We start from the raw sequence: 23,405 nt of genomic DNA, 5'->3' as shown, positions 1-23,405 counted from the left end.
TTTTATTCCGCCTGGCAGCCGTAACTAAGCTGTGGTGTGACGCGTCATCAATGGAGAGGTCGCTCCTTCGGGCTTAAGCCCGGCTCGATCTCGCGCCTTCAGGTGATGTATCCAAGTATGCGTTTCCGGCTTGGTGAAGGACTCTGAAGTTCAGCCTGATGTACTGTTTCAGCGAAGCATTTTATGCCTTCCTCATTTGTCTTCGAGGCTGTCACGCTGTTCGCTATTCCAGGCTTCAGTGAGCTCGTCTATTCGATCTGTGATTTGAGGCTTTTTTGATAGGACAAGGCAGCGCGTGTTGCCGACAAACTCCTCGATCAGATACACCGCGTTGCCTACATCGAATTCAAGCTCCTGCAACGCTTCATCGGGAATTCGAATCGCACCGTCACCATCCCATTCTTCGATAGCAGTCACCGATGACACCGATCAGTAACAATCCTAGTAAAATTATCGAGCTAAGTACTACTCCTTTGAGATGCCCTATGAACTCTGAGTTAACTGAAGAAGAAATGCGTCGTGCCCTGTTCGGTACGGATGAGCCCGAAGTACAGGTTTCTGCTCCTCCGGTGCAGGAGTCTGCGCCCAAGGTTTTACTTACCGAGCCGGTTGCACCTCCGACCGTCAAGAAAGCAGTAACGAAAGCGTTTACGCCTAGGCTTAGGGTCACGCTCCGGGTTGGCAACGAATTTGAGGGGAAGATGCACGAATTGATTCACGAAGCCGACACGTTGAGCTCGTTGCTTGCTGAGCAAGAGGCTGTGAAAGCTGCCAGGAAGAAGTACAAGTATGTTGAAGTAGTATCGGTTAAATCGATGTAGCCCCCCAACTGACCTGGTTAGGCGAGGGAGCGTGTCGGTAACAGGATCATCGACTGTGCTGAATGTCGTGGCAGGAGTCGTGATTCTAGTGCTTTAGACTCACCTGCACTCGCCTCAATTAGATGTTGGCCCGAATTACCAACGTTACCTGCATCCTTGCTCAACCAGCCTGTGAGGAGCCCGGTTTGAAGTTGGTCTTGGAGTAGATCAGACATCGTAGCGCGCCCCAGAGACCTTAAGACCGCTCGCATTTTTGGGCTCTTGATGCCATTGGCGCTGATGCTATAGGATCAGATCAGGAGATGGCATTCCGGCGCATGCCAGCGCCGCCGACGCATCCAATTCTGCTTGGGCTTACTCCCCGCGCAGGAAGTTTACCGTTCTCGCTCTTGCGTTGATTCTGGCTAATTGAGGAGCCGCATAAGTCTCCATTGAATTGTGGTCAAACGATATATGGCACTTCTACGACAATATCACATTATTTCTTATAATCTTCTTAGTGCAACTTATCGCTCCGCCCTTAACTTTATAAGTTGCGATACCTCTTCATGCGGTACATTTCACTATCCGAGTGAGTGAGCAGTGTATCGGCATCCTTTCCGTGCTCGGGATAATATGCAACGCCGATACTGCACAATGGCATTTTGAGTGTGCCGAATTCAGGGCCCAGTGGTTCAGACAGGACTTTGTGAATCTGATCTAGCTTTTTGGAAATCGCGTCCCTCGACTGGACTTCTGTCAGCAGCACGGTGAATTCATCGCCGCCAATCCGAGCCACGGTGTCTGTCTCACGCACACAGTTTTTGAGACGTTGGGCAATAATGCACAGAACACGATCTCCCGCTGCGTGACCATGGACATCATTGATACTCTTGAAGTCATTTACATCCAAAAAAAGCAAAGCTAGCTCATTACCGTGGCGGTGCGCAGTCTGCAGTGCAGATATCAGTCGATCACTAAAGAGCGAACGATTGGTTAATTTCGTCAGCGGATCATGATGAGCAAGGAAGCGTAATTCCTCCTCAGCTTTAGCTAAAGCTGTCACGTTTCTTGCGACCCCAATCCTAGCACCAACCTCCTCCGACCAGAATGCAGCCCACAGGATGTAAACGACTGCCCCATCCTTGCGGATGTAACGGTTCCGGAAATCGAAATGAGGTTGACCATTCATGACCCGGGTAATCGAAGCTCGCGTCGCATCCAAATCTTCAGGATGCATATAGCTGGTGATAGTGGTGCCAATCAGTTCATCAGCGCGGTAGCCCAACAGGGCCTTACAGGCATCACTCACAAAAACAATGTGGTCGCTTCCATCAACCACAAATACAGTATCCAGCATTAGGTGGATCAGTTTGGGGTAGAGCGCCTGTAAATCGATGGCCATAAGTCATGTGCTATCCGAGTCGTAGAGCGCGATCATATCCCGATTCATAGGGTGGACTGCGAGGAATCTTGTAGGCATGAGGTAGCTCAGAGCATGAGCACGGTGCGCACTGCAGGCATGCGATTTAATTAGTCTGTAACGTGCTTTTTGCCCAATAACACTGCTTACGTTACAAGGGAAAAGCGACGTTACAGGCAGCCTGCGCAAACCCCTAAAGCAAGCGGAGCGCGCCGGCCCACGATGGGCCAAAGGCTTGAGGATGGACGCCCGCAGGGCCAAAACCTGGCGCAGCCGGATTTGGTTCACGACAGCCATACCCCGAAGGGGGCAAGCCCAAAGTGAATTTATTAAATCGCTGTTGTCGGTAGTCAGGCTACGTATGCTAAGGATACGTTTGCTGAGTGGTGCCCCATTTTCTCTCCCATAAGGCGTATCAAGTCCGCGTACCTAGGCACCTAGCGGGCGATATGGCCAAGCAACGTTTCTGTTATCGATCAGGCTGCCATTGTGAGTACCTTGGGAGATCTTCCCCATCCAGCCACGCTACGTCCTGCTCCGTCCAGATGTGATACTTGGGCCTAGAGCCAGGCTCCTCGTCTAACGTCGCAACGCGCACGATCATTGCAGCTGAGCCGTTACGCTCAGCTGCAAGGTGCGATCCGCAGCGGGAGCAGAAGTGCCGGATCTTGCCAGGAGATGACTCGAAAGCCCTCAATGCGTCCAAGCCTTGAGTCCATTTAAAATGCTCTCTCAGCACCCCTGCTGTTGAGACATAAGCAGCAGCATGGGTCTTCCGGCAGGTACCACAATGACAATGGCTAATTGGCGTATCAATGCTATCGATCTCATAACCTACAGCCCCACAAGCGCAGCTTCCTTTCATTTCATCCTCCGATTTCGACACAGTGCGAAGATTATGGTCACCATCGTAAATCGAACCAACAAACAGTGAATATAGTGCTACACGGAACGCATGCCTTCCGACTCTGTCCTTACTTTGAAGATACCCTGCTTGCTGGCTGAGGCCCTCGTTCGCGGCGCTTTCAGCATGACGGATCAACCTTACGCGTTTCATTGAGGCCTCGGTTTTGAATGCACGAGAATCTCTGGTAGCGGAACTATCGCCCAGACCGAAATCTGTGGCATATAGGCGTGCTGCCAAATCCGGTTTAATGACCGAGCATCTCATTAATTTCCGTGTCGGTGCGGCCCAAAGATCTCATCGATATGTTCCCGGCGTCGTTTTCTCCGACGTGCCATAGAGCATATTTCGGAAGGTTCAGCCAGGCTGGTGGCTTCGCCGCAATCGGGAAGGCTGAGCGGGTTTCGTAGGTAGCTGCACCGTCAATGATCGACACCAGCGCAATACCGTGTGCTGTCGCGTACTTTATCGCTCCGGATTGAAATCCTGACGTGGCGAATAGCATTCCTTTATGAGCGCCCACAGATCTGACCTTGTCGTGCAGTACCTGAACCAATTCCCGTTCGACTGCGCTACGGTATTTTTTGCACTCAATCAGCACGGTGAATTCGGCTCCTGCAAAGGCTTGGAATTTCGCTAGCACGTCGATCTGGTAGGTCGAGTCATAGGCCTCGACTTTCGCGTCGTGCGTAACCTCTAGGGATGTCAGCTCACCACCCTGTTTGAGGATCCAGTCCCTGACCAACCGCTCGAATTCGGTGGCTTTGATTTCGAGATTGGGGTTCGCCATCGGTGGGAACATTCTTTTCCTTATCGTTCAGTCGAATTGGCAGTGGTGCGATAGGTGCGCAGGGCTCGGGGTAGCAGCACCTAAGACTGTCGAATCCTCAAAATGGAATCGGTAATGGCTTGAGCATTTGCGTCCAGCACTTCCATGGCCGACGTCGCATGAGCGGCGACGCTTCCCACGCCATTTTCTGAAAGCCACTTGGTTAATTCTTCTATTGCTGCACCTAGTGCGTGCTGGTTATGCAGCAGCAATGTCAGGGCGTCCGCCGTGGCGATCTTGTAGTTCGAATTATCTGGCATGGCGGTCTTCCTTGGGATGGTGCACAGAGCCTAGTTCATCTCGCCGCAGGCTGAAGCGGCGTGGGTAGTTGCGTAGATCTACCCAATTTTGGCAAAGGGCGACCTAAGGCTGACTTTGTCGGCAGGGGGATGGTGGCCAGAAGGCTTACTCATCACCGTTTGTGCTTGGTATGTAGACCACAGATGTGATGGATACCTAGAGGCCGGCGCGAAGCGACCATTCCTCACAGGGGAGCTGTGATTTTCCCCTGCATGGTGGAAAGGTGCGATAGCAGGTCACAGAATCTCGATCTCTTCTGGCTTGAGCCATCCAGCGTCGATCACTCGCTGCTTAGCTATGTCAGGCTGCGCGCTGTAAACCACAATTGCGAGACCTTCTTCGGCCCGGCTACAAGTGACGTACAGCAGACGACGAGTGCGAGCCAAGGAGTCATCTTTGCCCTCACGTTGATTTTTTACGTCGCTATCAGAAGCTGGCTTGCCCCCCAAGAGCTTGTCGTAACTGAAAAGGAAGCCACCTGCTTCTTCATCATTGAGGATGACCATTACTCTGGGGAACTCCAGGCCCTTTACACCTTGGTGCGTGTCGAAAGGGGAAAGCCCCTCGGTATAGCCAGCGAATGCAGCCATTTCCGAAAAAGGGCGTCCCAGTAGAACCTGGTATGCATGTGTTTCTAATGCATCACGATCCGATGTTTCGGGAGGGGCATCAGTGGTGGCGCCAGTTAACAGTGCAGCGACGAGGCGATCAGGGAGATCTAGTAGTCCTGTTTGGTGTAGGACATGAGCCACGTCACCTATGAGGGGATCGTTGTCATCGAACAGCTCGCACAGTGACCCAGTAGCGGCTCCTGCTTTTTCAAGCAAGGCTAACTGGTCAGGCGCCTCTTTCATGGATTTAGTATCGAGAAGCGGAGAGTGAAGTCGGACAGCTTCTATGAGGCTGAAACTGTTCGTCTTAGCGGCTTGAAGAATCGGGGCTACCCGCTCGAAGAACAGTTTCAAGATTGGCAGTGTTCCGTCCAGTAGCCCCGTTCGCAGATGCTCTACCCCATACAATGGTGTGAACACACCCTCAAACCCCATTCGGCGTCCGGCCATCTTGTGTTCAAGTATTAGGGTCTTTCTTCCATCCTTGCCTGCTGCCCACTGAGCGTCGCCGGTGATGGCTGCCATACGCTGTGCGATATCTTCCTCCAGCCCGAAACCTTGCCCCGGTGTCTGTTGGGTACAAAACATTCGCACCGTGCCTTCTATAGCGTCCGGCTTTGACTTCTGCTGATGACTGTCTGCGCCCGCACGGATTACGTTGATAAGATCAACAACCCTTGTTGGGCAGCGACGGTTCATTCGTTTTTCGGGCACGGCCCAATCTGGAGGGATCGCTTCCTCCAAACGCACCTTCCCATCGTTGTAGATGCGTTGCATGGTATCGCCGAGAAGCCCGAGAGAGAAACGGTCGGGGATGAGTGATTGTGCTCGCAGAAAAGCGTCCATGAGCGGCCCATAAGTATCTTGGCTCTCATCGATCAAAAGTACCGGGTGCTGATCCGCCATAACGTTCAGCAACGGAGGCTGCTGGATAAATACAGCGGCCATTTGAATGACTTCACTATGGTTTAGGGCCTGCCTACCGCGATTGTCGCCGGTAGGGCTGTAAATGAATGTCGATATCTGATCCAGGGAATCGAGCCGACGAGCTTTGCTATCCCTCGAAGCTTGATTTGCTAGAAATGTTTTGTTTTGCCCTCGAGCCTTTCCGAGCTTCTCATTAAGCTCGCCAATGTCTTGGGTGAGCTTGACCCGAAGCCACTCACGAATGTCATCATTGAAACCCTGAATCATCCGCCAAGAAAAGGCGTGAATGGTTGACACAATCACCAGTGGGTCGTGTTCAAGACGGCGGGTAATTTCCTCGGACGCCGCTTTGGTATAGGTGATGATCGCGATTTGGCGTCCTTCAAAAGTCAGTCGTTGCCGTTCCCTATTCTTTAGAATTTTCACGGCTTCGACTAACGAATGGGTTTTTCCAGAGCCAGCGCCGGCGTATAGGAAAAAACTCTTTGGATGGTCGAGATTCAGACATTCCTGAATGATCTGATCGGCATCTGGAACATCATCCATAGCAGCTTCCGGCTGCCGGCTCATGGTGTCACCTCGACAATCGCTGAAGGGATGACCAGTAGCTCTTTGCTTTTTCTTTCGAGCTTGGACTGCAACCACGCCAAGCCTTCATGGATGTAAGTAGGCACCGTCAACTTGGCGAAATCAGAATCGCCGAGAACGTGTAGTGCGAACTCAGCCTTATCACCATCCTTGAGCTTGGTGAACAGCTCTGTGCCAAGCTCTAAGGATGTTTCTGCTTCACGTAGTGCCTTGGCAAAAGATCGCATCAGCCCGCGTCCCGCTTTGTTAGCAAAATGCTCTGTATTGCTCAAGACAAGGCTGTCTTCAAAGGTATTTGGTAATGCTTCGACATCTAGCCCAGTTTTGGGTAAACGGACAGTAATGGGCGTCTGATAAGCGATCCTGATCGAAAACAGCTCGTCAATTTGCTGAGCTTTACTGTCGAAGGGCAGATCCAGTAATGAGTCCACATCATGTCCTAGGCCTGCTGCTCGCATCCAATGGCGCACGGTTGGGTTGTTAGTGGTTTGGCCTTTCTTTCGCTCGACAGGTTTGCCGACCTGTAGGAGACCCGCGTCCAAGTCAGTTATCACCAGAGTGACAATACCCAACGCATCGATCAGGGGGCGGAGCCGATGCGCGTGGCTTCCCCCAATATCCAAAATGGTTATGTAGCACTGGTCTAGGAAACGAAAGTGTTGCCTCAAAAAATGTGGAAGCATCATGCGCTCAGCGGCCCCCTCAACGAGGATCACCGCATCCGCAAAGAACAGGTCGGCATGTTGGGCCCGAAGGTAACGGGTAACGAATTCCTTCGTTTGATTGGACTCGCCGAACACTGTACTTAGGTTCGAGACGGTAGAGACTGGGATTGATATCCCGGCCATGCCGGACGGAAGTCTGCGAAAGTATCTCAAGTTTTCGTAGTCAATTTCATGAGCTACGTGGCTGGAATGGGAACTGACCATCAGCTGTGTCCTGAGGTTCGGATACTTCGCTAGCAATGGGTCGCTGCACAGCACATGGTAGGCGTGTTTTATGAATGCTTGCTGAACCTGGACGTGCAGGTGGGCCTCCGGTTCTTCGATTAGAACCAAATGTATAGGCTCAACACCAGTAGCGCTTTGTTCTTCAGGACTTCTGTACTTCTTCAGCCATTCATCTCGAAATGCCATCAATCGGAATATCATTGAGATGAGGTTTTGGTAGCCGAGCCCGTTGGACGTCTCCGGAAGCCTAAGAGGCGGTGCGCCAGGGGCTCCTCCAACAGAATCCAATTCAAACAGCACAGCTGCTTCGTGGTTCATCCCGTCCGTAGGGGCGAGGCGGGTGGAAACTCGGATGGACGGGTCTGAGTTATTCGGATAGCCCAAGCCGGCGACTTCCCTGAGCGCAGGCGCGAAGCTCGTGCTCAAGCGAGTGTCAAAGGCAGTTTGAGCTGCCTCAATTGCTCTGAGTGCCTCCAAATCTGAAATATCTGGGCTATCGCCTGGATCGAGATGCCTGCTGTAGTACGCTCGCAATTGTTCCGAGAGCTTCCTGCCCGATCCATGTCCGCCCTCTAGGACGCCTTCGTCAGCGCTGTCACCAAAGCCGCGTTGAGCATTGATTTCGTGGACTCGAATCAGGTCTGTTAGGGGATTGCGCTCGAGTGGCGTTGCAGTGGCCGCAAGCGGTTGCTGGTTAGCTTTACGAGTTGCAGGATCTGGAGCCCGTAGCTGGCCTGGATCAAGTCGGTACCATCGGATCTTGAAGGTTTTACCGATTCGCCGATTCAGGTAGTCATGCAAGCTCTGCGGCCAGAGCGGAAGCGATGGTGGCTGCGTACCTAGCGCTGCCTGTTTTTGAATTTCTTGCTGAAGCTCCCTCACTCGTGCTCGCTCTTTGCGGTAATCGACAAACAGCGTTGGCATATCATCTGGTTCCAGCCGGAACCGCATACCGACATGGCCGCCTTTCCAAGTGAAGTTCGGTATGAGATCTCGAATGTGAAAGCTGCTTCAAGCCAAATATCTAGCGTTGGCAACCAGTCAGCCCATTCATTTGCGACAGGGATGGGGAAGCTATCATCTGCAGCCTCCCAAGCTTCACCAATGGCGTCGATTGTGGCGAGATGGCTCAGAGTAAGATCTTGCAATCTGAAAATCGACGCTTTCGAAAGTAGGAACTTGCGCAAGGCCAGCATCGCAGATGATTTGCCACTGTTGTTGGCTCCGACGAGGAGTGTGGTCTCGGCTGCGAGGTCGACCCGTACCGATAGGAGCTTGCGGAAGTTCGCGATTTCCAGATGCTGAATTTGCATAGTCTCTTCCCTGATGACTGCTCAGCAACGGAGCGTCCGGCTGATAGATGCTGGAACTCTAGCTTAGCCGGCCCGGCACTCCAACTGCTGTGATGGGATTTCGCCATCATTGATGCGTCTGTGTGCAGTGGAAACAAGCTCGTGGACTGAGTGATAGCACTGAGCTATGGTCGCTGGCAGGATGTGCGTGAAGGCGCGCGATGACTTGGGAAGGAACGGAAACGATGATTTACCAATGCAACGGATGCAACAGGACTACCTTCGAAACAGCATGCCCGTGGTGCATGGGCTCCCAAGTTTCGCCGTCATCTGAGCTCACGTTGCGGCACCTTACTCCGCTGGATCCTTCGTTCTATCCAGATTTCCAATACAGATCCAAAGGCTTAATTAAAGACTTCCTCGGTAAGAAGAAGGAGCAAGCTCAGCTCAACGACCTTCTGAACAACGTGTTGAGAAAATACGCTGAACTGAAGCAGCCATACTTCACTAACTTCATTCACACGACTCGCGAAAGAGCGGGGAGTGATGACACAGGTGTGCCTGGCCCTCGACTGGATGGCGTTTACAGCGAGAGGGAACTGTTCAGGGAGGTCTTGATTCGCAAAGGCTTTGACGAGCTAGAAGGGCTTCCATCTCTCTTGGACAAACTGCTGCAGACCACCGCCTTCAACTCGGCTTATCTGGGCTTCTCGAGAGAGCTGACCCGCCACATTCGAGTTGATCTGGCAGACACCTTACGTTCTTGGATTGAAGAGGCTGGGACAACGTTCAGGTCTGACTTAGCCCTGTTCTACTACTACCTTTGGGAAAATGATGTCCCCTTTCCCAATGTCCAATTCAATCCCCAGGCTGCCTCCACATCTGGCGTACCGCTGCTTCCGCTACAAGCTTTTCGGAATGGCTTGAGTCTGTGCGAGGAGATTTATTTCGATATCCTCGTCGAGCGGCTGGGCTCACAACTCGAGCATTTCAATCCAAACCAGTTCATCACCATGTACCTGGTGGACGCGATGGACGGTTTTCAGTTCGAAGCCTTCCTGGTCGAGATCTTCCAGACCATTGGCTATGACGTAAAAGAGACCAAGAAGACTGCTGACCAAGGTGCAGATCTTTTCGTCAACCGCTTCGGGAAAAACATGGTGATCCAGGCCAAGAATTACTCTGGCTCGGTAGGTAACGCGGCTGTCCAGCAAGCCATTTCCGCTAAGGCCTTTTATGGGTGTGACGAGGCCATGGTTGTCACGAACTCCTACTACACAAAATCCGCGAAAGAATTGGCCGGGACAGCAGGTGTCCGACTGATCGACCGGGAAGGACTTCAGAGCTACTTGGACGACTACAATCAGAAACTAATCGAGGTCTTCCAAGCCGAGGAAGAAAGTTACTAGCGTTGCCGTTGCCGTTGCCGTTGCATGAACGTCGAGGAAGAGATCATTTCTCTCACGGCGACAGAGCAAGTTGTGAATACAAACCATCTTGGCCCACTTGAGGGCTTATTTGCCAGGCATCGTCCGCTGGATGCCTGTCGAGAAGGTAACCAGGGCAGTTCGGCACATGGTTCCTGATTTCATACTCACGCCAGTCAGCCATAGCTGCGGCATCAAGTACCTCCGGCTTGCGCTCAATTAGCCAAGCCACTGAATTGATGAACTGACCATGTGAAAATACCGAGATGTCTTGGGCGGGATGCTTTGCGAGTTTATCCAGAAAGGACTGGACTCGAAATATGAAGTCCAAGAACGACTCGGCGCCTTCACCATCAGTGAATGTGGGTTCTGACTTGGCCCAATATGCTTCGACCCAATCCCGTCTCTGGGCAACAGTCGTGTTCGTACACCGAGCGGGTTCAAGGTAGGTGAATTCGTGAATGGGCCAAGTCTCAAGCGGGGTGGCAGGATAGGCAGCTACCGTAGCCTTCGCGGTTGCCTGCGCTCGAGTGAATGGGGAGGCAATGATTAAAGCTGGAGCATGGTTGAACGACTGGGCCACCAGATGCGCTTGTTCAACTCCCTTCGGAGTGAGGGGAATGGTTGCGTGATCCGGACTGGCTTCACCAACGTTGGCTGCACTTTCTCCATGGCGTATTAGTCGGACATGCTTCATTAATCAGATTCCCGCACAGCTTCGGCCATTCGCTTCTCCCAGATTCGCTAAGGTACTCGCAGCTGGTTTCTGCCCTTGGTCTAGGATACACCGCAGTTATGCGTACGGATTGGCATAGGAAGGAAGGCCATGAAGCTTTTTTTGGACTGTGAATTCACACAGCTCAACCAGAATACAAAGCTGATTTCACTGGCTCTAGTCTCAGAGGTTGATGACGAGTTTTATATAGAACTGACGGATAGGCTCAATCAAAGACATCAAGAGGTTTACCGTCTTCGTGTTCTCCACGCCATGGAGTCGGACGTAATCAACCAATCTAGCCTCCGCCCTAGAGCGATACAGAGGCTGGTAAAAAGGCGGTTAGCATGCAACAGGCATTCATTCTCAGAATCGCACCCAGCAACGTAAACAAGGTGCCGCTGGCGCTCAAAAGCGATCAAGTAATCATCGGCTGGTCTGCAACCGCCGGACTTCTTGATCAGACGCTATCTTGGAAGGCGTTTAGAAAGAAACTTCATGACACCCATTACGCAACCGAAAAAAATCTCCGCCGTGCTGGTGCTGCTGCCGGACATATGTGGCGGTTTGTCCGAGACATGAAGATGGGCGACCTGGTGGTCGTTCCAAACGGCCCAAAATTTTACCTGGCTGAAATCACAAGCGACGCGTTGTATCTCCCGGAACACGCTGGCGAGGATACGAGCTATCGGCGCAACGTACGGTGGCTCAACAATAAGAAAGCGATTCCACGTGATTTCGCAAAAGCTCCATTGATTTCCAGAATGAAGGTATATGGTACGACTGCCCTGGCAACCGATGTGCTCGACGACATTCGTGATGCTCTTGCACGGGCGGAGGCCGGGAACAAACCATCGTTTAAGGACGAACTGCAGACCGCATTGGTCAAAGAGACCGTTGAGCATCTCAGGTCAGGCCATATGGACAGCTTCGCTTTCGAGCATCTGATTAAGGATTTGCTGATCCAGATGGGCGCAAAGACAGCAACGGTTGTTCCCAGACTTTTGGATAAAGGTGCAGACATACTTGCCACGTTTCGCGTTGCCGAAACTTTCCAATACACACTCGCCGTACAAGCCAAACACTGGAATGACAAAGCCCCGGTGAACAACAAGGTCGTCGAGCAGCTAATTGACGGCATAGAGGCGGCGAACGCCAATCTAGGGATGGTTATCACATCCGGCACAATTGCGGAAAGCGCTGTAAAGGCGGCCGAGGAGTACGCCGAAGCTACGGGGATTCAGATCGAACTGGTAGATGGTGATCAGTTCGCGAAGCTTCTGATCGAGCAGGGCATTGGGAAGTGGTGACCAGCATCTCTCTGAGTTGACTACGAATATCCGGACTGAGATCGTCCATATACGGATCCTTTCACTGCCAGATTCAAGGATGTAAAGCAAAATGCCAAGCTTGAACTACACGACAGCTTTTAATCGCTACAAAGCAAAGCTTGATAACCCTAATTGGGCCGTTTCCGCCATTTCCGCAGATGGCGCTCTGGTGATCAGTTGTTGGGAGCAATACTTCGAACGCCCGGCGGATGGGGTTCTTCGATATGTCGACTCGCTGTCGCGGTGGAACGGCAGCAATCGTGCGGGCTGGAACTTGCTGCGAAGACACCTTGAAATGACCCTGGCAGGGAAACTGGAAGTTAGGCTCGTGCTTGCAAAGACCGATAATCCTACGGCGGTTGGGAAGGGTGGTGATGCCAGCAAACTGAACAACACCTTCTCCATCCGGGAAGACCTGATTGGTCGTCTCACCCACTATGATGGAGACCGCTTTACGATCGAGTTTCGTAAGTCATTGCAATCGCCAGATACCTATCTGTCACAGGCGTTGGCTGATTCCAAGCTTAAGGGTTGAGCTACCGGAAGGATGAAGAATGATGTGTGATTCGTGGATGGTGAGAAAGTCATTTTCTTGAGGAATCGCAGCACACCGTGGCAACGCAGGAAAGGGAAATCACCTCAACAGTGGCCTGCCGGGGTTGGGTATCCGCGATGCCCAAACTGGCATCTAACAGCGCAGGTACAATATTGGACTGTTCACTTCGGGGCTGATTCGCGAATGTGAGGCCCAATCCGAACAAGAAATTTTTGAGTGCAGCGCCCAAGGGCCGTCAGTAAGACCTAATACGGATAGTTAGCCTCTGGGCGTGCGTCAGTCATCGCAGCTTGGTCGCAAAGGCTTCCGCACCAGGGGACGAGGGCAAAACTCTTCATCAACCCTCTGCATCCAGTCGAGGTTTTCTGGCTGCCTAGCGGAACCCATGACGATCCGTACAGCGAATGCTCGGCACTCATCAAGCAGTGAATTTGGGATCTGTTCTAACAATCCTTTGTATTCTTCAACGTTACCGTCACGGTAGTCATACAGGTCTGCGCACCAAAGGCTGTAGACCCACTCGCTGATATCTTCATCTGTGTATGACGAGGTGTTGGCTAAGGATTTGACGAAGGCGTCTACGTGCTTGCGTTCACGCTTAGCGAATCCGCGAGTAGTCAGGCTGAAGAATTTTAGTGCCTTGATAGTGGACTTGCCCCTACCAAACCGGACACCAACTCCCCGTTAAATTGATGTTCCCGCTAAGCGCCTGAACTCCCTCGGTGAACGATATTTCAAGGCGCTGTGCGGATGCTGCTCGTTGTAATGCTCGAAGGCAATTGCCAGGTTGCGCAGCGCCGTTTCTCGATCCGGCTTGGGCATGTGCGCCACATAATCACGTTTGAGCGTCTTCACGAAGCTCTCGGCCATGCCGTTGCTCTGCGGGCTGCGAACTGGGGTGGTCACCGGCTGCAAACCGATCTGTCGAGCAAACAGGCGTGTCTGTTCGGCGGTGTACGCCGAGCCGTTGTCGCTTAGCCATTGCACCGGCGTAGCGGGCAGTTGATCACCAAAGCGCTTCTCCACGCTTTCCAGCATCAAGTCGCGGATATCATCGCCGCTGTACCCGGTCGGGCTCGCGACCCAGCCGATGGCTTCGCGATCACAGCAATCGAGGGCGAAGGTCACGCTCAGTTTGGCGCCGTCCTCACAACGGAACTCAAAGCCGTCCGAGCACCAACGCGTATCACTGGTTTCCACCGCAATACGGCCTTCGTGCCGACGCGGCACGCCGGGCTGTTTGATCCGGCGTTCAAGCAAAAGGTTGTGGTCACGCATCACCCGGTAAACCCGTTTCACGTTGACCGCCGGCAGCGACCGCTTTTCACGTGCACGACGCAGCAGTCCCCAGACGCGACGGTATCCATAGCTGGGCAGTTCGCTGACCTCTTGCTGGATTTCAGCGACCAGCTCAGCATCGTTCACAGGCCTGCTTCGCCGCACTTTGGGCGATACCGATTGCTTGATTCGAACCGTTAATTGCGAGCGCGCCACACCGAGACATTCGCTGACCAGCTTCACTGGTCGTCCCCCGGCAACAAGGGTGAGTGCGCAATCCATTTTCGCGACCGGGCGATCTCCACGGCCTCTTTGAGGATTTCGGCTTCCATCGTTTTCTTGCCCAGCATCCGTTGCAGTTCACGGATCTGCTTGAGCGCATCGCTCAGCTCGGAGGCAGGCACCACGGCTTCGCCAGCACTGACCGCCGACAGGCTGCCGTCCTGATACAGCTTGCGCCACAAGAACAACTGATTGGCATTGATGCCGTTGCGCCGAGCGACGACCGACACACTTTGTCCTGGCTCAAGGCTCTCGCGAACCATGGCCAGCTTTTGCTCTGGACTCCAGCGGCGCCGCCGCTCCTGGCCCAAAAGCTCCCCACTCTTGTCGTTGCTATTAGTCATAAACATAACCGTTTGCCTATCCCTTATCGTAAGGGGGAAACGGTGTCCTGTCTTTCATGGGGCTCGTTCAGATAGCCTGACGAAATTTCCAGGTTAGAGAGTCAAGTGATTCGGGATCACGCATCAATGGCACTAATTGATATGGGTTCAATACCTCTCCTGTATCAGGGGCCAGTGCATGCATTATCCGGTCGAGATTGAATGTCCGACGCTCCTCTCTGGTATGGCAAAACGCATCAATATTGGCATCGTTTTCCTTGCGCAGATCCGAGATTTCCCGTTCCGTAATCTGGCCCGAGCCATCCTGGTATTTGATGAGTACGCGCATCATTGCTCCTGTCATATGCATTCCGACACCCGGTCGACTCTGCTTGTAGTCTAGGGTCAATCATGTTGGCCGGATTGGCAATTCGATGATTGCGACCCATCGATGTATGCAGCGAGGAAATCACATGCCTGTTCTATTTTTTCTTCCATGGGTAAATTTCGGTATGACAGGGGCGGTAACTTTGTCGATGCGGAGAATTTGGACAAGGCTAACCTTAAGTCATCCGATTACAGTCGGATTATTGGAGCAGCTGAAAAGATACTGAACGAGCCCGACATTTCCCAATCCCGTGCTCGGGAAGCTCTTGAAGCTGTGATTCGAGCTAGGTCGCTTGGAGCCGACTCCAACCCTGCATGGACACCAAATGCTCTAAAGGTGCAAGGGCTCGCTCATGAGGTGCTGGATGAGCTGCATGAGGCTATCCAGGTTTATGAGGAAGCCATCGTTTTGAACCCAAAAATAGGTGTAAAGCGAAAGCTGGATGCGCTGAAGAAAAGGGTCGTGGGAAGAGAGTGAATTCGCATACAGGACTCCCCTAAAGTAGCCGGAAGTCCTATGCGATTTCCAATCAACGTGTGCTTAGATCTTTCAAATAGCGTCCGAGGTCTTGGAAAGCGGATGCGCGTAAAATCTCGGCGACTTTGGCCGACCTCTTCTCAGTTTTCGGTAAAAAAACCGCGCATTGATCGCTGTACGGGCGTGGCAGATCCTTCCAGTAGTAGGTTGCCTTGAAGCTCTGCATGGCCCTGTGAAAGCCCATTTGATGCCTGTGATGAGACGACATCACGAAGATTTCGAAATCTCGAGTGAGGCTCTCCAAAGCCACCTGATTGATGCTGTGAACTAGGTATCTACCGCTTAGAGGTACCTTGATGGTGAGGCGTTTCGCGATGTACTTAGATGCAGCAAAATGATGGGAGCCACCGCTATTCATCAAGAAAACTCGTCCATCCCACGACCACGTCTGAAAAAAGTCATGATCCACACGGCTGATGATTCGGATTTCATCCCAAGCCAAGTTCTCGGCTAGTTTCTCTGGGGTGATTTCATCGATCATCTCTCTCGAGTTTTTCTCCACCATCGCATCCATGCTTTTGAACAAGTGGAGCTCTGACTTTGAAGCCGAAAAGCCATCTACGTCCTGAATGTCGCATTCCCATTTCTCCACCTCTCGAGTCGTGCCGAGGTTGAGTAAGTCTTCACGACGTACCGACACGCCCCCATAGTTTCGATTGGCTCCAGGGCAGTGCCCAAACCCGTTGAGGCTCCCTTTGCATGGGCGGCTACGTTCATAAGAAAGGTTGCCGAACTCATGCCACTTCACGACCTCATCGCTGGAAATACCTTTGTCGTATTCAACCAATGGCTTGTTGAGACCCGGTTCCTTGGTAATCAGTTTTACTAAGGAGGAAGGGTGTCCTAATTCTTCTTTGATCGCGTCTACAACGAATTGAGCTGCCGCTTTGAGCATATGGTTTTTCTTTTGTGATGGGGTTCCTTCATTAGAATGCATTTACTGGCGTAGCAATGCGACTCAACCCAGTGTCAGAAACGACTTAGTCGTAAGCGAAGGTAGAAATTTCAATGGGTAGTTAAATATGCTCATTGAATGGAGGGGCATTCGTAATCCTGACTCAGGCTGATTGAGTTAACGGTGGCTACTCGCTAGCATTCGGGATCGCGCCGCACACCAGCCAGAGGCTGGTTTGTAATCATTAGAGTCAGGCGGTTGTCGCTTGAATGGGGAGCAAGGATGAGTAAGAAGGTAAAGGGGAGATCTGCAGGGCAAGCCAATGAGGAAATGCATCTTCCCTATGTAGCCCCGACGCGGGTGACCGCAGTCGTGGTTGCTCTGGAAAACTACCGTAGGGGCGAATTGCCCGCTGTAGCTTACGCTCATGCCGACGCAGACGCGTTTGCCGCAGCGCTTCGCCAAATTTACCCGGCGGATATCCTTCATCTCGATGTCATCAAAGATGGAGATGCCACCCTTACGGCCCTTCAAGACCTGAGCTACATCCTCAAGAATCTTGAAGAGAATGAGTTATTCATCTTCTATTACGCTGGTCATGGGTTCCACGGGGCTGGGCAAAATCGACTGAGCGTTTTCGATACCAATCGGGTTAACGTCGCGGATACCACCCTTAGCCTTCAAGGCGACTTGCTTGAGCACATCGAAGGCAGCCAGTGCCGTCAGGCTCTGATCTTCGTAGATGCCTGCGCTGAAAAATTCGCAGCGGTGGTCGAATCCCGAGATGTGATTTCAAGCCTTGTGCCGGCTGAAGTCGAACGGTTCTTGGACAGTAATTGGTACTGCGGTGTTTTTCTCTCCTGCTCACCTCGCGAAAAATCATATCCAGCGGAGCCCCTAGGCCACGGAATTTGGACGCATTTTTTGCTTGAAGCTTTGGAGGGCCGGGCTGAAGAGGCTCTGCGCGAAAGTTGGCTGACTGATACCAGTCTTCGCGATTACCTTCGCGCAAAGGTACCGCAGTACATCTCACGCGAAACGACGATAAAAGGCAACCAGACACCGCAGGCAATCCTCTCTGGCAGCGGAAGCTTCCGTATCCGTCACGTGGATAACCCCTCCGTCGTGGTTGCTCCAGCAAATGAGGCGTTGGCGAATATCGCCTTTACTAACAATAGCGAATATCTAGAGGGCGTCGAAACAGGCCGGATTCGGTCACTCACTGAATTCCGCTCAAAGCATCGAGAGCCGGACGGCCATAGCGATTCGGCTGATAAATTTTGTAGGGGACTGTTGGACAAGCAAATACGTGAAGAAATACAGCAGTTTTATCAAGCGACACTAGCGGCATTTGGCGCTCGCCGCAAAGAGGTGCAAAAGGGAGAGGACTATGGTGCTGGCGACCTAGCATATCAATTCTTTCGCTACTCCATTCATAGTGGGCAGAACCCAGATGATCACACAGAATATGTAATCTATAGGACACTGGAGCTGAGGGATGGATGGGACGCGCACCGGGATGCCATCGAAGAGGTTTTCGACTGCGAATTTGATCGCTTGGTAATTACATTTTCGCGTATGAAGGTCTCCTATGATGATCTCGTAGAGATCCTTGAAGATATTCGGGACACTCATGGAGGAGAACTTGAGGATGATGATCGTGCCAAGCGAGTCACATACTCTCGCAATGACGCCTGCTTTACCTTTGATCTAAACACTCGAAGACTGGAAATCGAGATTGCTGGTGCTGATACTTTAGATATTTTGGATGGAGTGAGAGATTTCCAGCTTGGAAATGCGCGGCCGAGCCCTATGCTTGCAGCCTCTGGAAGCTAGTCTCGCAGTTTCAATGAGCTGGATTGTCAGCCCTTGAGTAAGCCTCGGAGCTAAATTACTTTCTCTGAACCTGATTCTGGTCTTAGCCTTATGATTGACGCATTGAAACAAGAGATTTTTCAGTTTATCTACATGGGAGGGGTTAGATTTCCATCTCCGGAAATTCTCATAGTAAGGAAAGACGAAGCTCCCCGTAACGCTCCGATCAGCCTACAGGGCCGAACGACTGTAGGTTTTTACTTGCGGCATACCATCATTCACTCACTACTGGATGCCGTTTTCGAGTCGGAAAACCCCGACTTGGAGGATAAGGGATATGTGTTCAAGTATAAGTCCCTACCAGAGCAAAATAACTATGAAATTGCTGTAAAAGAGACTTATCGGATACTCACGATGCTTAGGAACGTCATCACCCACAACAAGAGCCAGCTTAGCTGGATTGATGAACGTTTGGTTTGCTCGTATAAAACCAAGAGAAAAACCCCCATCCATTTAGACATTACAGCAGATGGCCTTTCGATTTTGTATGGTATCGCTCTGATGCGTTCAAAGCTGAAAGGGGAGGTGGATCGTTACCACCAGATCATGGTTGCCGCCATGTACAACTCCGCCGTTGCCTGTGTGGCTGAGTTTAAGGACGAGTACCGGGCTGACAAGGGCGTAGAGCTTAGAAAGGTCAGTTTAGATAGGCCGATACGCTGGGGAAGACGCTATCGCGTAGAGTCGCCTGAGTTCGTGGTTCAGGGCGATAATCTGAAATTTTCAATCTATGATGTCCCCGAACCGGGGCGTTCTCCAGGTGGTGACGAATATCTATTTGACCTTGATGGTTGTGAATATCTCGTTCCTGGAGAATTCTTGGATTTTGATGGGACTATCAGCAAGAGCGAATTGGAGTGCTGGCAACCCATTAATAAAGTCATCGTTCAACCGTATCGAGTATAGCCCTCTGATGCAATACTGAAGTTTTTATGATGGTAATTCTGGAATTTCAATGAGGATAGAAAATTATATTAATCAAACCTTTAAAAGGGTTGTGGTAATTGTGCTTGAATTTAGACGTCATTATAAGAGGAGGATTCCATGGCTGCGGATATTGGTTTTATTGTAAACGCTCATGAACCCTCAAGGCTCTGCATTCGTGAAGTGATCTAATGAAGCCGGACACCCATTTAGGCGAGAATGCTCGCCAGATAGAGGTGTCTGGGCTACATGACGGCTCAAGAGGCGCACCGCGACATCAGTCATTACCTGATGCATCGGTACAACTGGATTAGACCGCACCAATTCAACAACGGACTGGCCCCAGCTCAGGCCGAGAAAAAACTTAACGTCGTGTCCGGGATTAGTTGACCACTACAGTAGGCAACGCGGCTGTGCAGCAAGCCATTTCGGCTAAAGCTTTTTACGGGTGCGACGAGGCTATGGTAGTCACGAACTCCTACTATACAAAGTCTGCAAAAGAGTTGGCCGGCACAGCAGGCGTCCGGCTGATCGACCGGGACGGGCTTCAGAGCTATCTGGATGAATACAACCAGAAGCTCATCGAGGTTTTCCAGGCCGAGGAAGAAAGTGCCTAATCGTTTGCCGTTTGGTGGTCATGATGTTGCGTAGTGGACGCCTTGGTCGTATTGAAAGCGTCGGGGCGGCATGACACGGCGCTTAAGTCTGAGAACATTGCATAGAGACTAAAAGGAGGGGGGCGATATGTCAGGGGTACGACAGCACTTCATTCCAAGGTTTTTGCAAAAAGGGTTCAGAATTCCAGGTAACGGAAAAATCGTCCGTTGCTGGGTGTACGAACAAAGCAAATCTCCCAGATCTGCAAATATTCAAGACGTAGGGCTGGAAAGGCATTTCTATGCCATCGACAGTGAGCCGGATTTGGACGATAAAATTACCGACGAAGAGCAGGACGTTTACGCACCGTTGGTAGACAACCTGCGTGCCGGCAATCTTAGTGAGGCGGTGGTCGAGAAGATCCCCGGGTTGTTAGCTCACCTGGAAATCAGAAGCCGGCACGTGCGCCAGAATATGCATTCAATGGTCGATAAATGTGCCAGTGGCATTCTTGAGCATCTATCAGATCCTGCGAACCTCAGTGCGTTGGCTAAAGATCATTTCAGGCCAGGCTCTCCGGTGTTTAACCAGGCCCTAGCCGAGCAAGGCCTCAGTCATCAGCAGGTTCATGCTCTGCTCGCCCTGGACGAGTCAATCCTCGACCAGATCTTTAAGCCCCTCGTTGCGATATTTGCCGCTCAGATGCCTGCCCAGTTGGATCGTTTCAAGTCTTCAATACCGGATTTGGTCAGACGCAGTCACGTTGGCGTGCTCAACGAATCCGTGTCGCCAGCTGCCCGTGCTCAACGCTTCACCGCGCTCCATTACTCCGTTCAAAAATTTGAGCCTGGCGACCTGCCTCTGGGAGATTCCGTTGTACTGTTCCATGTGAGAGGCGAGCGAGCCTTCAAGCCGTTTATGGATAAGGATGATGAGCTTGTTCACGTGATTCTGCCGCTGGCGTCGGACAAATACCTTCTAGGGGTGACAGATGTATCCCAGTCACCGCCTCCCCAAAACTTGCCGCTTGAAATCGCAAGGTGCTCTATGGGGTATTTCATATGCGCACACCAGAGTGATCGTGCTGCTGATGTTCAGGCACAGATAGGAAGTAATGCCAGCTGGCTTTCGGCACGAGAAATGAGCTCGATACTCACGGAGTTGATGAGCAAGAAGTTAGCTTGATGCAACCCAAGCAGAGCCAAATGCTGGTGAGTGATAACCCCAGCGACAACCCCTTGAGTATCGGGAAACGCTTGGGTTTGGAGGAGATGAAAGTGGTGTGCTAGCGCCGTGACAATACGTCGACGAAGCTCGGGTGTCTTCTCCAGCGTGGACTGCTGGTTCGCTGTAAGTGCGTTCTTCAGAACCTATGGCTCTGTGCTGTACGCATAGATGAACCTTGAGTAAACGGCGTCAGAGTCCATCGACAATTTGCTCAAGCACGCTGCGGTTTCAGGCGCGACCATGCCCGCCCAGGTAAGCGGTCTTCGTTACAAGCAAGTCTGCGCTCGCCAGTATTGATGGAGGAGTCGAATCGGGTACCCTTTTCTGAGAGACTGAATATCCTAAGGCATTCAGTCCTGGCAGATCACGCACCCAAAAGCCCCTACTTCGCTGCAAGCGGCAAAAAAAGAAGAGAGCAGCCAGTACAACTGTACGAAGTAAGGGTTCGCGGTACGTCCCGCCTGGATGTTACTGAACTCCTGCTCTACGGCTGCCTTGCTCAGTGACGAGGTAACGATAGCGACCCGTTTGACTGTATGTGGAGCGTTCCGGCAAAACTCAACTGCCGCCTGCGACTGGGCTGCTGTTCCCCGGCATGTGCGAGAAATACTAGTCCTCACTCTGTTATTCGTATAGGCACGACCCCAACGCGTAAATTTCTTTCCCATGGCGGTGGCGGGTAGCGAGAGGTTGCCTAGGTTTTTGATCGCCTGGCCGACAGACACGTGGAACGAACTTGCGCCAAGAGACAGTGGCCCATGCTTCGCGTGGTAAAAAGTGATTCGGGGCGAGGTCGGATTTGTCCAAAGACCAATGAAGTCAGCCCATTCCTCACCTAAGTCATCGCACACCATGACGTCGTCTTCTGGAGCAACCGTCGATAATACTGCGCCGAATGTAGAGTATCGATCGAACGTACGGTGCGCAGCCGTGAAGGCTCCTTTCTCGTCCGTGACACCTGCAAGTTCAGCGTTGCCGAACAAGTAGCCAAGGAATTGAGTTCCTCCGTTGATCAAAGAGTCATCCTGGTACAGGCTGCCGTCCAAGTAGGCAAAACGAGGCTGGTCGAAAAGGACGATGAACGTGTCCTCCTTATCGATGAACTGCTTCAGCAGGGTACGATTTTCGTCCGCGCCCAAGGCGAATTGGGTGTCCTCGACAAAGACATCGGAGAGCGCTGGAAGCGTCAGGCGCTTCAGTGCAATTCGCGTTTTGTTGATGGATATCTCTCCCACCTCGGCGCCTGTGTCGGACTGGGAGACCACCAACTTGCCAGTGGCGTTTTTACCAACCCCCAATACGTCCGTCAGCTCAGCTAATATCGGGTCGACCTCGGCCTTCGGCAGCTCGCGAAAACCAACACCATCACGCCTGACCAAACGAATTACTTTGTCGTCAAAGACCGCTTGCCCCAGGATGGCTGTGTCTACCGCAAATTGGGTAGGCGAAGCATTCAGATCCGATAGCTCGAGCGGTCTGGCGAAAGCTGCCAAGAAGGGAGAAGACGAAGGCCTTCCGGGTCGAGGATGCAGACGGTCGATAATACCGCAGGCGTAATCCACCAACTCCGGGTAGCCAGCACGATCCGCTCGAAGTGAAATTCGGCCGGTTCGTGGTGTAGTTGAAAAGTGCTCGTTCGCCTCAGTGAAGCTGTAACCCAGGGGGGCAAAACGAGCCGAGGAGGCCATACCCACGTTGTTCTGGAGATTCTCTCCTTCGAGTGTCTTACTTCTCAAAGCGAATCGGGACAGCGTCATGTGCCGCAGCCGAACCCGGGCGAATACTGAATCCTTGCTGGTCAAGCCACGGTCGACGTCTTGGGCACCGATGCGCTGAAGATGGCGCTTGGAGAAGTCCGGAGTGACATCGATCTGAGACTTGAAGATGGCTACGTGGCCACGGTGTTCGACGATTAGAAGATACCCCGTAACCCGGTCGATAACCTCGTCCGCGCCAGGCAGGAACGCCGGTGTTTTATCGAACTGAAAGCAAAGCGCAGACCAGATTGCGGCCCCTTGGGGCTGGCGGATGTAGGAGAAAAAGTTGTTCGAAGGGGACGTCTGGGCGCCCCTGACTGCTCTAAACAGGGCGGTAATCGCAATGGATGTGATCGAAACTTTCTGACGGTAGAAAAAGCAAGATTTACTGGCTTGAAGCTCATCGATCATATCCGTGTCCTTACGAAAACAGGGTCGCAATATGGAGCCCGTAGGACTAGAACCGTAGCCCATTGCCATTAGTGCGTCTAGATGACTATGGTGGTTGCTTTGATCGATTTGGCGATAAATGTCGGGCACCGCAAACGGCGGACTCTTGAGCAAGTTGAGATTGGCTAGGTTGAATTCATGCATAGGCCAGATCCCAGCGCGGGCCGGGGAAAGCAGCCAGGCTTGCGTGAGCGCCATGGCACCACAAAGCAATCAGGC

Annotated in this window: 19 protein-coding genes and 3 pseudogenes; 10 read left to right on the top strand and 12 right to left on the bottom strand. The window is 52.1% G+C overall.

Annotated features, from left to right (window positions below; translation table 11 throughout):
- Nucleotides 1-192 precede the first annotated feature (192 nt).
- A complete protein-coding gene (locus HP062_RS04780) occupies nt 193-417 on the bottom strand; it encodes an AbrB/MazE/SpoVT family DNA-binding domain-containing protein (protein ID WP_256666093.1) in 225 nt (74 codons plus the stop codon).
- Nucleotides 418-485: 68 nt separating this feature from the next.
- On the opposite strand from HP062_RS04780, the gene HP062_RS04775 reads away from it, so the two are divergent.
- Nucleotides 486-821 carry a hypothetical protein gene (locus HP062_RS04775; RefSeq protein WP_154503751.1) on the top strand — a complete coding sequence of 112 codons (336 nt, stop codon included), beginning with the start codon at nt 486-488 and terminating at the stop codon, nt 819-821.
- 526 nt (nt 822-1,347) lie between these two features.
- On the opposite strand, the gene HP062_RS04770 is transcribed toward HP062_RS04775, so the two are convergent.
- The 6 genes and pseudogenes from HP062_RS04770 to HP062_RS04745 form a co-directional block, all read right to left on the bottom strand.
- Nucleotides 1,348-2,205, bottom strand: a complete 858-nt coding sequence (locus HP062_RS04770; RefSeq protein ID WP_154503754.1) for a sensor domain-containing diguanylate cyclase — start codon at nt 2,203-2,205, stop codon at nt 1,348-1,350.
- A 487-nt stretch (nt 2,206-2,692) separates the two neighbouring features.
- Nucleotides 2,693-3,088: a GFA family protein gene (locus HP062_RS04765; protein WP_172792540.1), complete on the bottom strand. Its 396-nt coding sequence runs from the start codon at nt 3,086-3,088 to the stop codon at nt 2,693-2,695.
- Between the two features lie 286 nt (nt 3,089-3,374).
- Nucleotides 3,375-3,929, bottom strand: coding sequence for a restriction endonuclease (locus HP062_RS04760; RefSeq protein WP_172790934.1), 555 nt, complete (start codon nt 3,927-3,929; stop codon nt 3,375-3,377).
- 68 nt (nt 3,930-3,997) lie between these two features.
- Nucleotides 3,998-4,216: a hypothetical protein gene (locus HP062_RS04755; RefSeq protein ID WP_172790933.1), complete on the bottom strand. Its 219-nt coding sequence runs from the start codon at nt 4,214-4,216 to the stop codon at nt 3,998-4,000.
- Nucleotides 4,217-4,492: 276 nt separating this feature from the next.
- Entirely contained in the window at nt 4,493-6,364 is a 1,872-nt protein-coding gene (locus tag HP062_RS04750) for a UvrD-helicase domain-containing protein (protein ID WP_172790932.1), read from the bottom strand.
- Nucleotides 6,361-8,645 (bottom strand): annotated as a pseudogene (locus HP062_RS04745) (AAA family ATPase). Before HP062_RS04745 ends, HP062_RS04750 begins: the two are co-directional and overlap by 4 nt.
- Nucleotides 8,646-8,869: 224 nt before the next feature.
- On the opposite strand from HP062_RS04745, the gene HP062_RS04740 reads away from it, so the two are divergent.
- Complete coding sequence (locus tag HP062_RS04740; protein ID WP_172792539.1) at nt 8,870-10,033, top strand: restriction endonuclease; 1,164 nt, start codon at nt 8,870-8,872, stop codon at nt 10,031-10,033.
- Between the two features lie 52 nt (nt 10,034-10,085).
- On the opposite strand, the gene HP062_RS04735 is transcribed toward HP062_RS04740, so the two are convergent.
- Entirely contained in the window at nt 10,086-10,748 is a 663-nt protein-coding gene (locus HP062_RS04735; RefSeq protein ID WP_172790931.1) for a histidine phosphatase family protein, read from the bottom strand.
- Between the two features lie 365 nt (nt 10,749-11,113).
- On the opposite strand from HP062_RS04735, the gene HP062_RS04730 reads away from it, so the two are divergent.
- Nucleotides 11,114-12,076 carry a restriction endonuclease gene (locus HP062_RS04730; protein WP_172790930.1) on the top strand — a complete coding sequence of 321 codons (963 nt, stop codon included), beginning with the start codon at nt 11,114-11,116 and terminating at the stop codon, nt 12,074-12,076.
- 91 nt (nt 12,077-12,167) lie between these two features.
- The gene (locus HP062_RS04725; protein WP_172790929.1) at nt 12,168-12,632 is read left to right on the top strand and encodes a hypothetical protein; all 465 of its coding nucleotides are present in this window, start codon (nt 12,168-12,170) and stop codon (nt 12,630-12,632) included.
- 705 nt (nt 12,633-13,337) lie between these two features.
- Here HP062_RS04725 and HP062_RS04720 read toward each other — a convergent pair.
- Nucleotides 13,338-14,557, bottom strand: a protein-coding gene (locus HP062_RS04720) for an IS3 family transposase (RefSeq protein ID WP_372242693.1) whose coding sequence is annotated in 2 segments (ribosomal slippage) — nt 13,338-14,212 and nt 14,212-14,557 — 1,221 coding nt in all. Because the reading frame shifts where the segments join, the coding sequence is not laid out codon by codon here.
- 67 nt (nt 14,558-14,624) lie between these two features.
- Nucleotides 14,625-14,885, bottom strand: a complete 261-nt coding sequence (locus HP062_RS04715) for a hypothetical protein (protein ID WP_172790927.1) — start codon at nt 14,883-14,885, stop codon at nt 14,625-14,627.
- Nucleotides 14,886-15,083: 198 nt separating this feature from the next.
- On the opposite strand from HP062_RS04715, the gene HP062_RS04710 reads away from it, so the two are divergent.
- On the top strand, nt 15,084-15,401 hold the full coding sequence (locus HP062_RS04710) for a hypothetical protein (protein ID WP_172790926.1): 318 nt from the start codon (nt 15,084-15,086) through the stop codon (nt 15,399-15,401).
- A 52-nt stretch (nt 15,402-15,453) separates the two neighbouring features.
- Here the strand turns inward: HP062_RS04710 and HP062_RS04705 are convergent, their stop codons facing one another.
- Nucleotides 15,454-16,398, bottom strand: coding sequence for a DUF6685 family protein (locus HP062_RS04705; RefSeq protein WP_256666092.1), 945 nt, complete (start codon nt 16,396-16,398; stop codon nt 15,454-15,456).
- Nucleotides 16,399-16,638: 240 nt separating this feature from the next.
- On the opposite strand from HP062_RS04705, the gene HP062_RS04700 reads away from it, so the two are divergent.
- The 5 genes and pseudogenes from HP062_RS04700 to HP062_RS04680 all read left to right on the top strand — a co-directional run bounded on the left by HP062_RS04700 (nt 16,639) and on the right by HP062_RS04680 (nt 20,937).
- Complete coding sequence (locus HP062_RS04700; RefSeq protein WP_172790925.1) at nt 16,639-18,192, top strand: caspase family protein; 1,554 nt, start codon at nt 16,639-16,641, stop codon at nt 18,190-18,192.
- 90 nt (nt 18,193-18,282) lie between these two features.
- A complete protein-coding gene (locus tag HP062_RS04695; RefSeq protein WP_172790924.1) occupies nt 18,283-19,137 on the top strand; it encodes a hypothetical protein in 855 nt (284 codons plus the stop codon).
- A gap of 258 nt (nt 19,138-19,395) precedes the next feature.
- A pseudogene (locus HP062_RS04690) lies at nt 19,396-19,545 on the top strand (IS3 family transposase); the annotation flags it as partial.
- A 5-nt stretch (nt 19,546-19,550) separates the two neighbouring features.
- Nucleotides 19,551-19,772, top strand: a pseudogene (locus HP062_RS04685) (restriction endonuclease); the annotation flags it as partial.
- 127 nt (nt 19,773-19,899) lie between these two features.
- The gene (locus HP062_RS04680; RefSeq protein WP_172790923.1) at nt 19,900-20,937 is read left to right on the top strand and encodes a DUF4238 domain-containing protein; all 1,038 of its coding nucleotides are present in this window, start codon (nt 19,900-19,902) and stop codon (nt 20,935-20,937) included.
- Between the two features lie 392 nt (nt 20,938-21,329).
- Here HP062_RS04680 and HP062_RS30820 read toward each other — a convergent pair whose 3' ends face one another.
- A complete protein-coding gene (locus tag HP062_RS30820) occupies nt 21,330-23,330 on the bottom strand; it encodes a hypothetical protein (protein WP_218585112.1) in 2,001 nt (666 codons plus the stop codon).
- Nucleotides 23,331-23,405: the final 75 nt, after the last annotated feature.

This window comes from Pseudomonas sp. B14-6, from assembly GCF_013260315.1.
Taxonomy (GTDB): domain Bacteria; phylum Pseudomonadota; class Gammaproteobacteria; order Pseudomonadales; family Pseudomonadaceae; genus Aquipseudomonas; species Aquipseudomonas mandelii.
Note: the sequence above shows the minus strand (reverse complement) of the source record. Positions and strands in the feature narration are given on the sequence as shown.

Bases quoted from the DNA above. Each gene is read 5' to 3' on its own strand.
- HP062_RS04775 (WP_154503751.1), top strand. From the start codon at position 486: ATGAACTCTGAGTTAACTGAAGAAGAAATGCGTCGTGCCCTGTTCGGT.
- HP062_RS04770 (WP_154503754.1), bottom strand. From the start codon at position 2,205: ATGGCCATCGATTTACAGGCGCTCTACCCCAAACTGATCCACCTAATG.
- HP062_RS04765 (WP_172792540.1), bottom strand. From the start codon at position 3,088: ATGAAAGGAAGCTGCGCTTGTGGGGCTGTAGGTTATGAGATCGATAGC.
- HP062_RS04760 (WP_172790934.1), bottom strand. From the start codon at position 3,929: ATGTTCCCACCGATGGCGAACCCCAATCTCGAAATCAAAGCCACCGAA.
- HP062_RS04755 (WP_172790933.1), bottom strand. From the start codon at position 4,216: ATGCCAGATAATTCGAACTACAAGATCGCCACGGCGGACGCCCTGACA.
- HP062_RS04750 (WP_172790932.1), bottom strand. From the start codon at position 6,364: ATGAGCCGGCAGCCGGAAGCTGCTATGGATGATGTTCCAGATGCCGAT.
- HP062_RS04740 (WP_172792539.1), top strand. From the start codon at position 8,870: ATGATTTACCAATGCAACGGATGCAACAGGACTACCTTCGAAACAGCA.
- HP062_RS04735 (WP_172790931.1), bottom strand. From the start codon at position 10,748: ATGAAGCATGTCCGACTAATACGCCATGGAGAAAGTGCAGCCAACGTT.
- HP062_RS04730 (WP_172790930.1), top strand. From the start codon at position 11,114: ATGCAACAGGCATTCATTCTCAGAATCGCACCCAGCAACGTAAACAAG.
- HP062_RS04725 (WP_172790929.1), top strand. From the start codon at position 12,168: ATGCCAAGCTTGAACTACACGACAGCTTTTAATCGCTACAAAGCAAAG.
- HP062_RS04715 (WP_172790927.1), bottom strand. From the start codon at position 14,885: ATGCGCGTACTCATCAAATACCAGGATGGCTCGGGCCAGATTACGGAA.
- HP062_RS04705 (WP_256666092.1), bottom strand. From the start codon at position 16,398: ATGCATTCTAATGAAGGAACCCCATCACAAAAGAAAAACCATATGCTC.
- HP062_RS04700 (WP_172790925.1), top strand. From the start codon at position 16,639: ATGAGTAAGAAGGTAAAGGGGAGATCTGCAGGGCAAGCCAATGAGGAA.
- HP062_RS04695 (WP_172790924.1), top strand. From the start codon at position 18,283: ATGATTGACGCATTGAAACAAGAGATTTTTCAGTTTATCTACATGGGA.
- HP062_RS04680 (WP_172790923.1), top strand. From the start codon at position 19,900: ATGTCAGGGGTACGACAGCACTTCATTCCAAGGTTTTTGCAAAAAGGG.
- HP062_RS30820 (WP_218585112.1), bottom strand. From the start codon at position 23,330: ATGCATGAATTCAACCTAGCCAATCTCAACTTGCTCAAGAGTCCGCCG.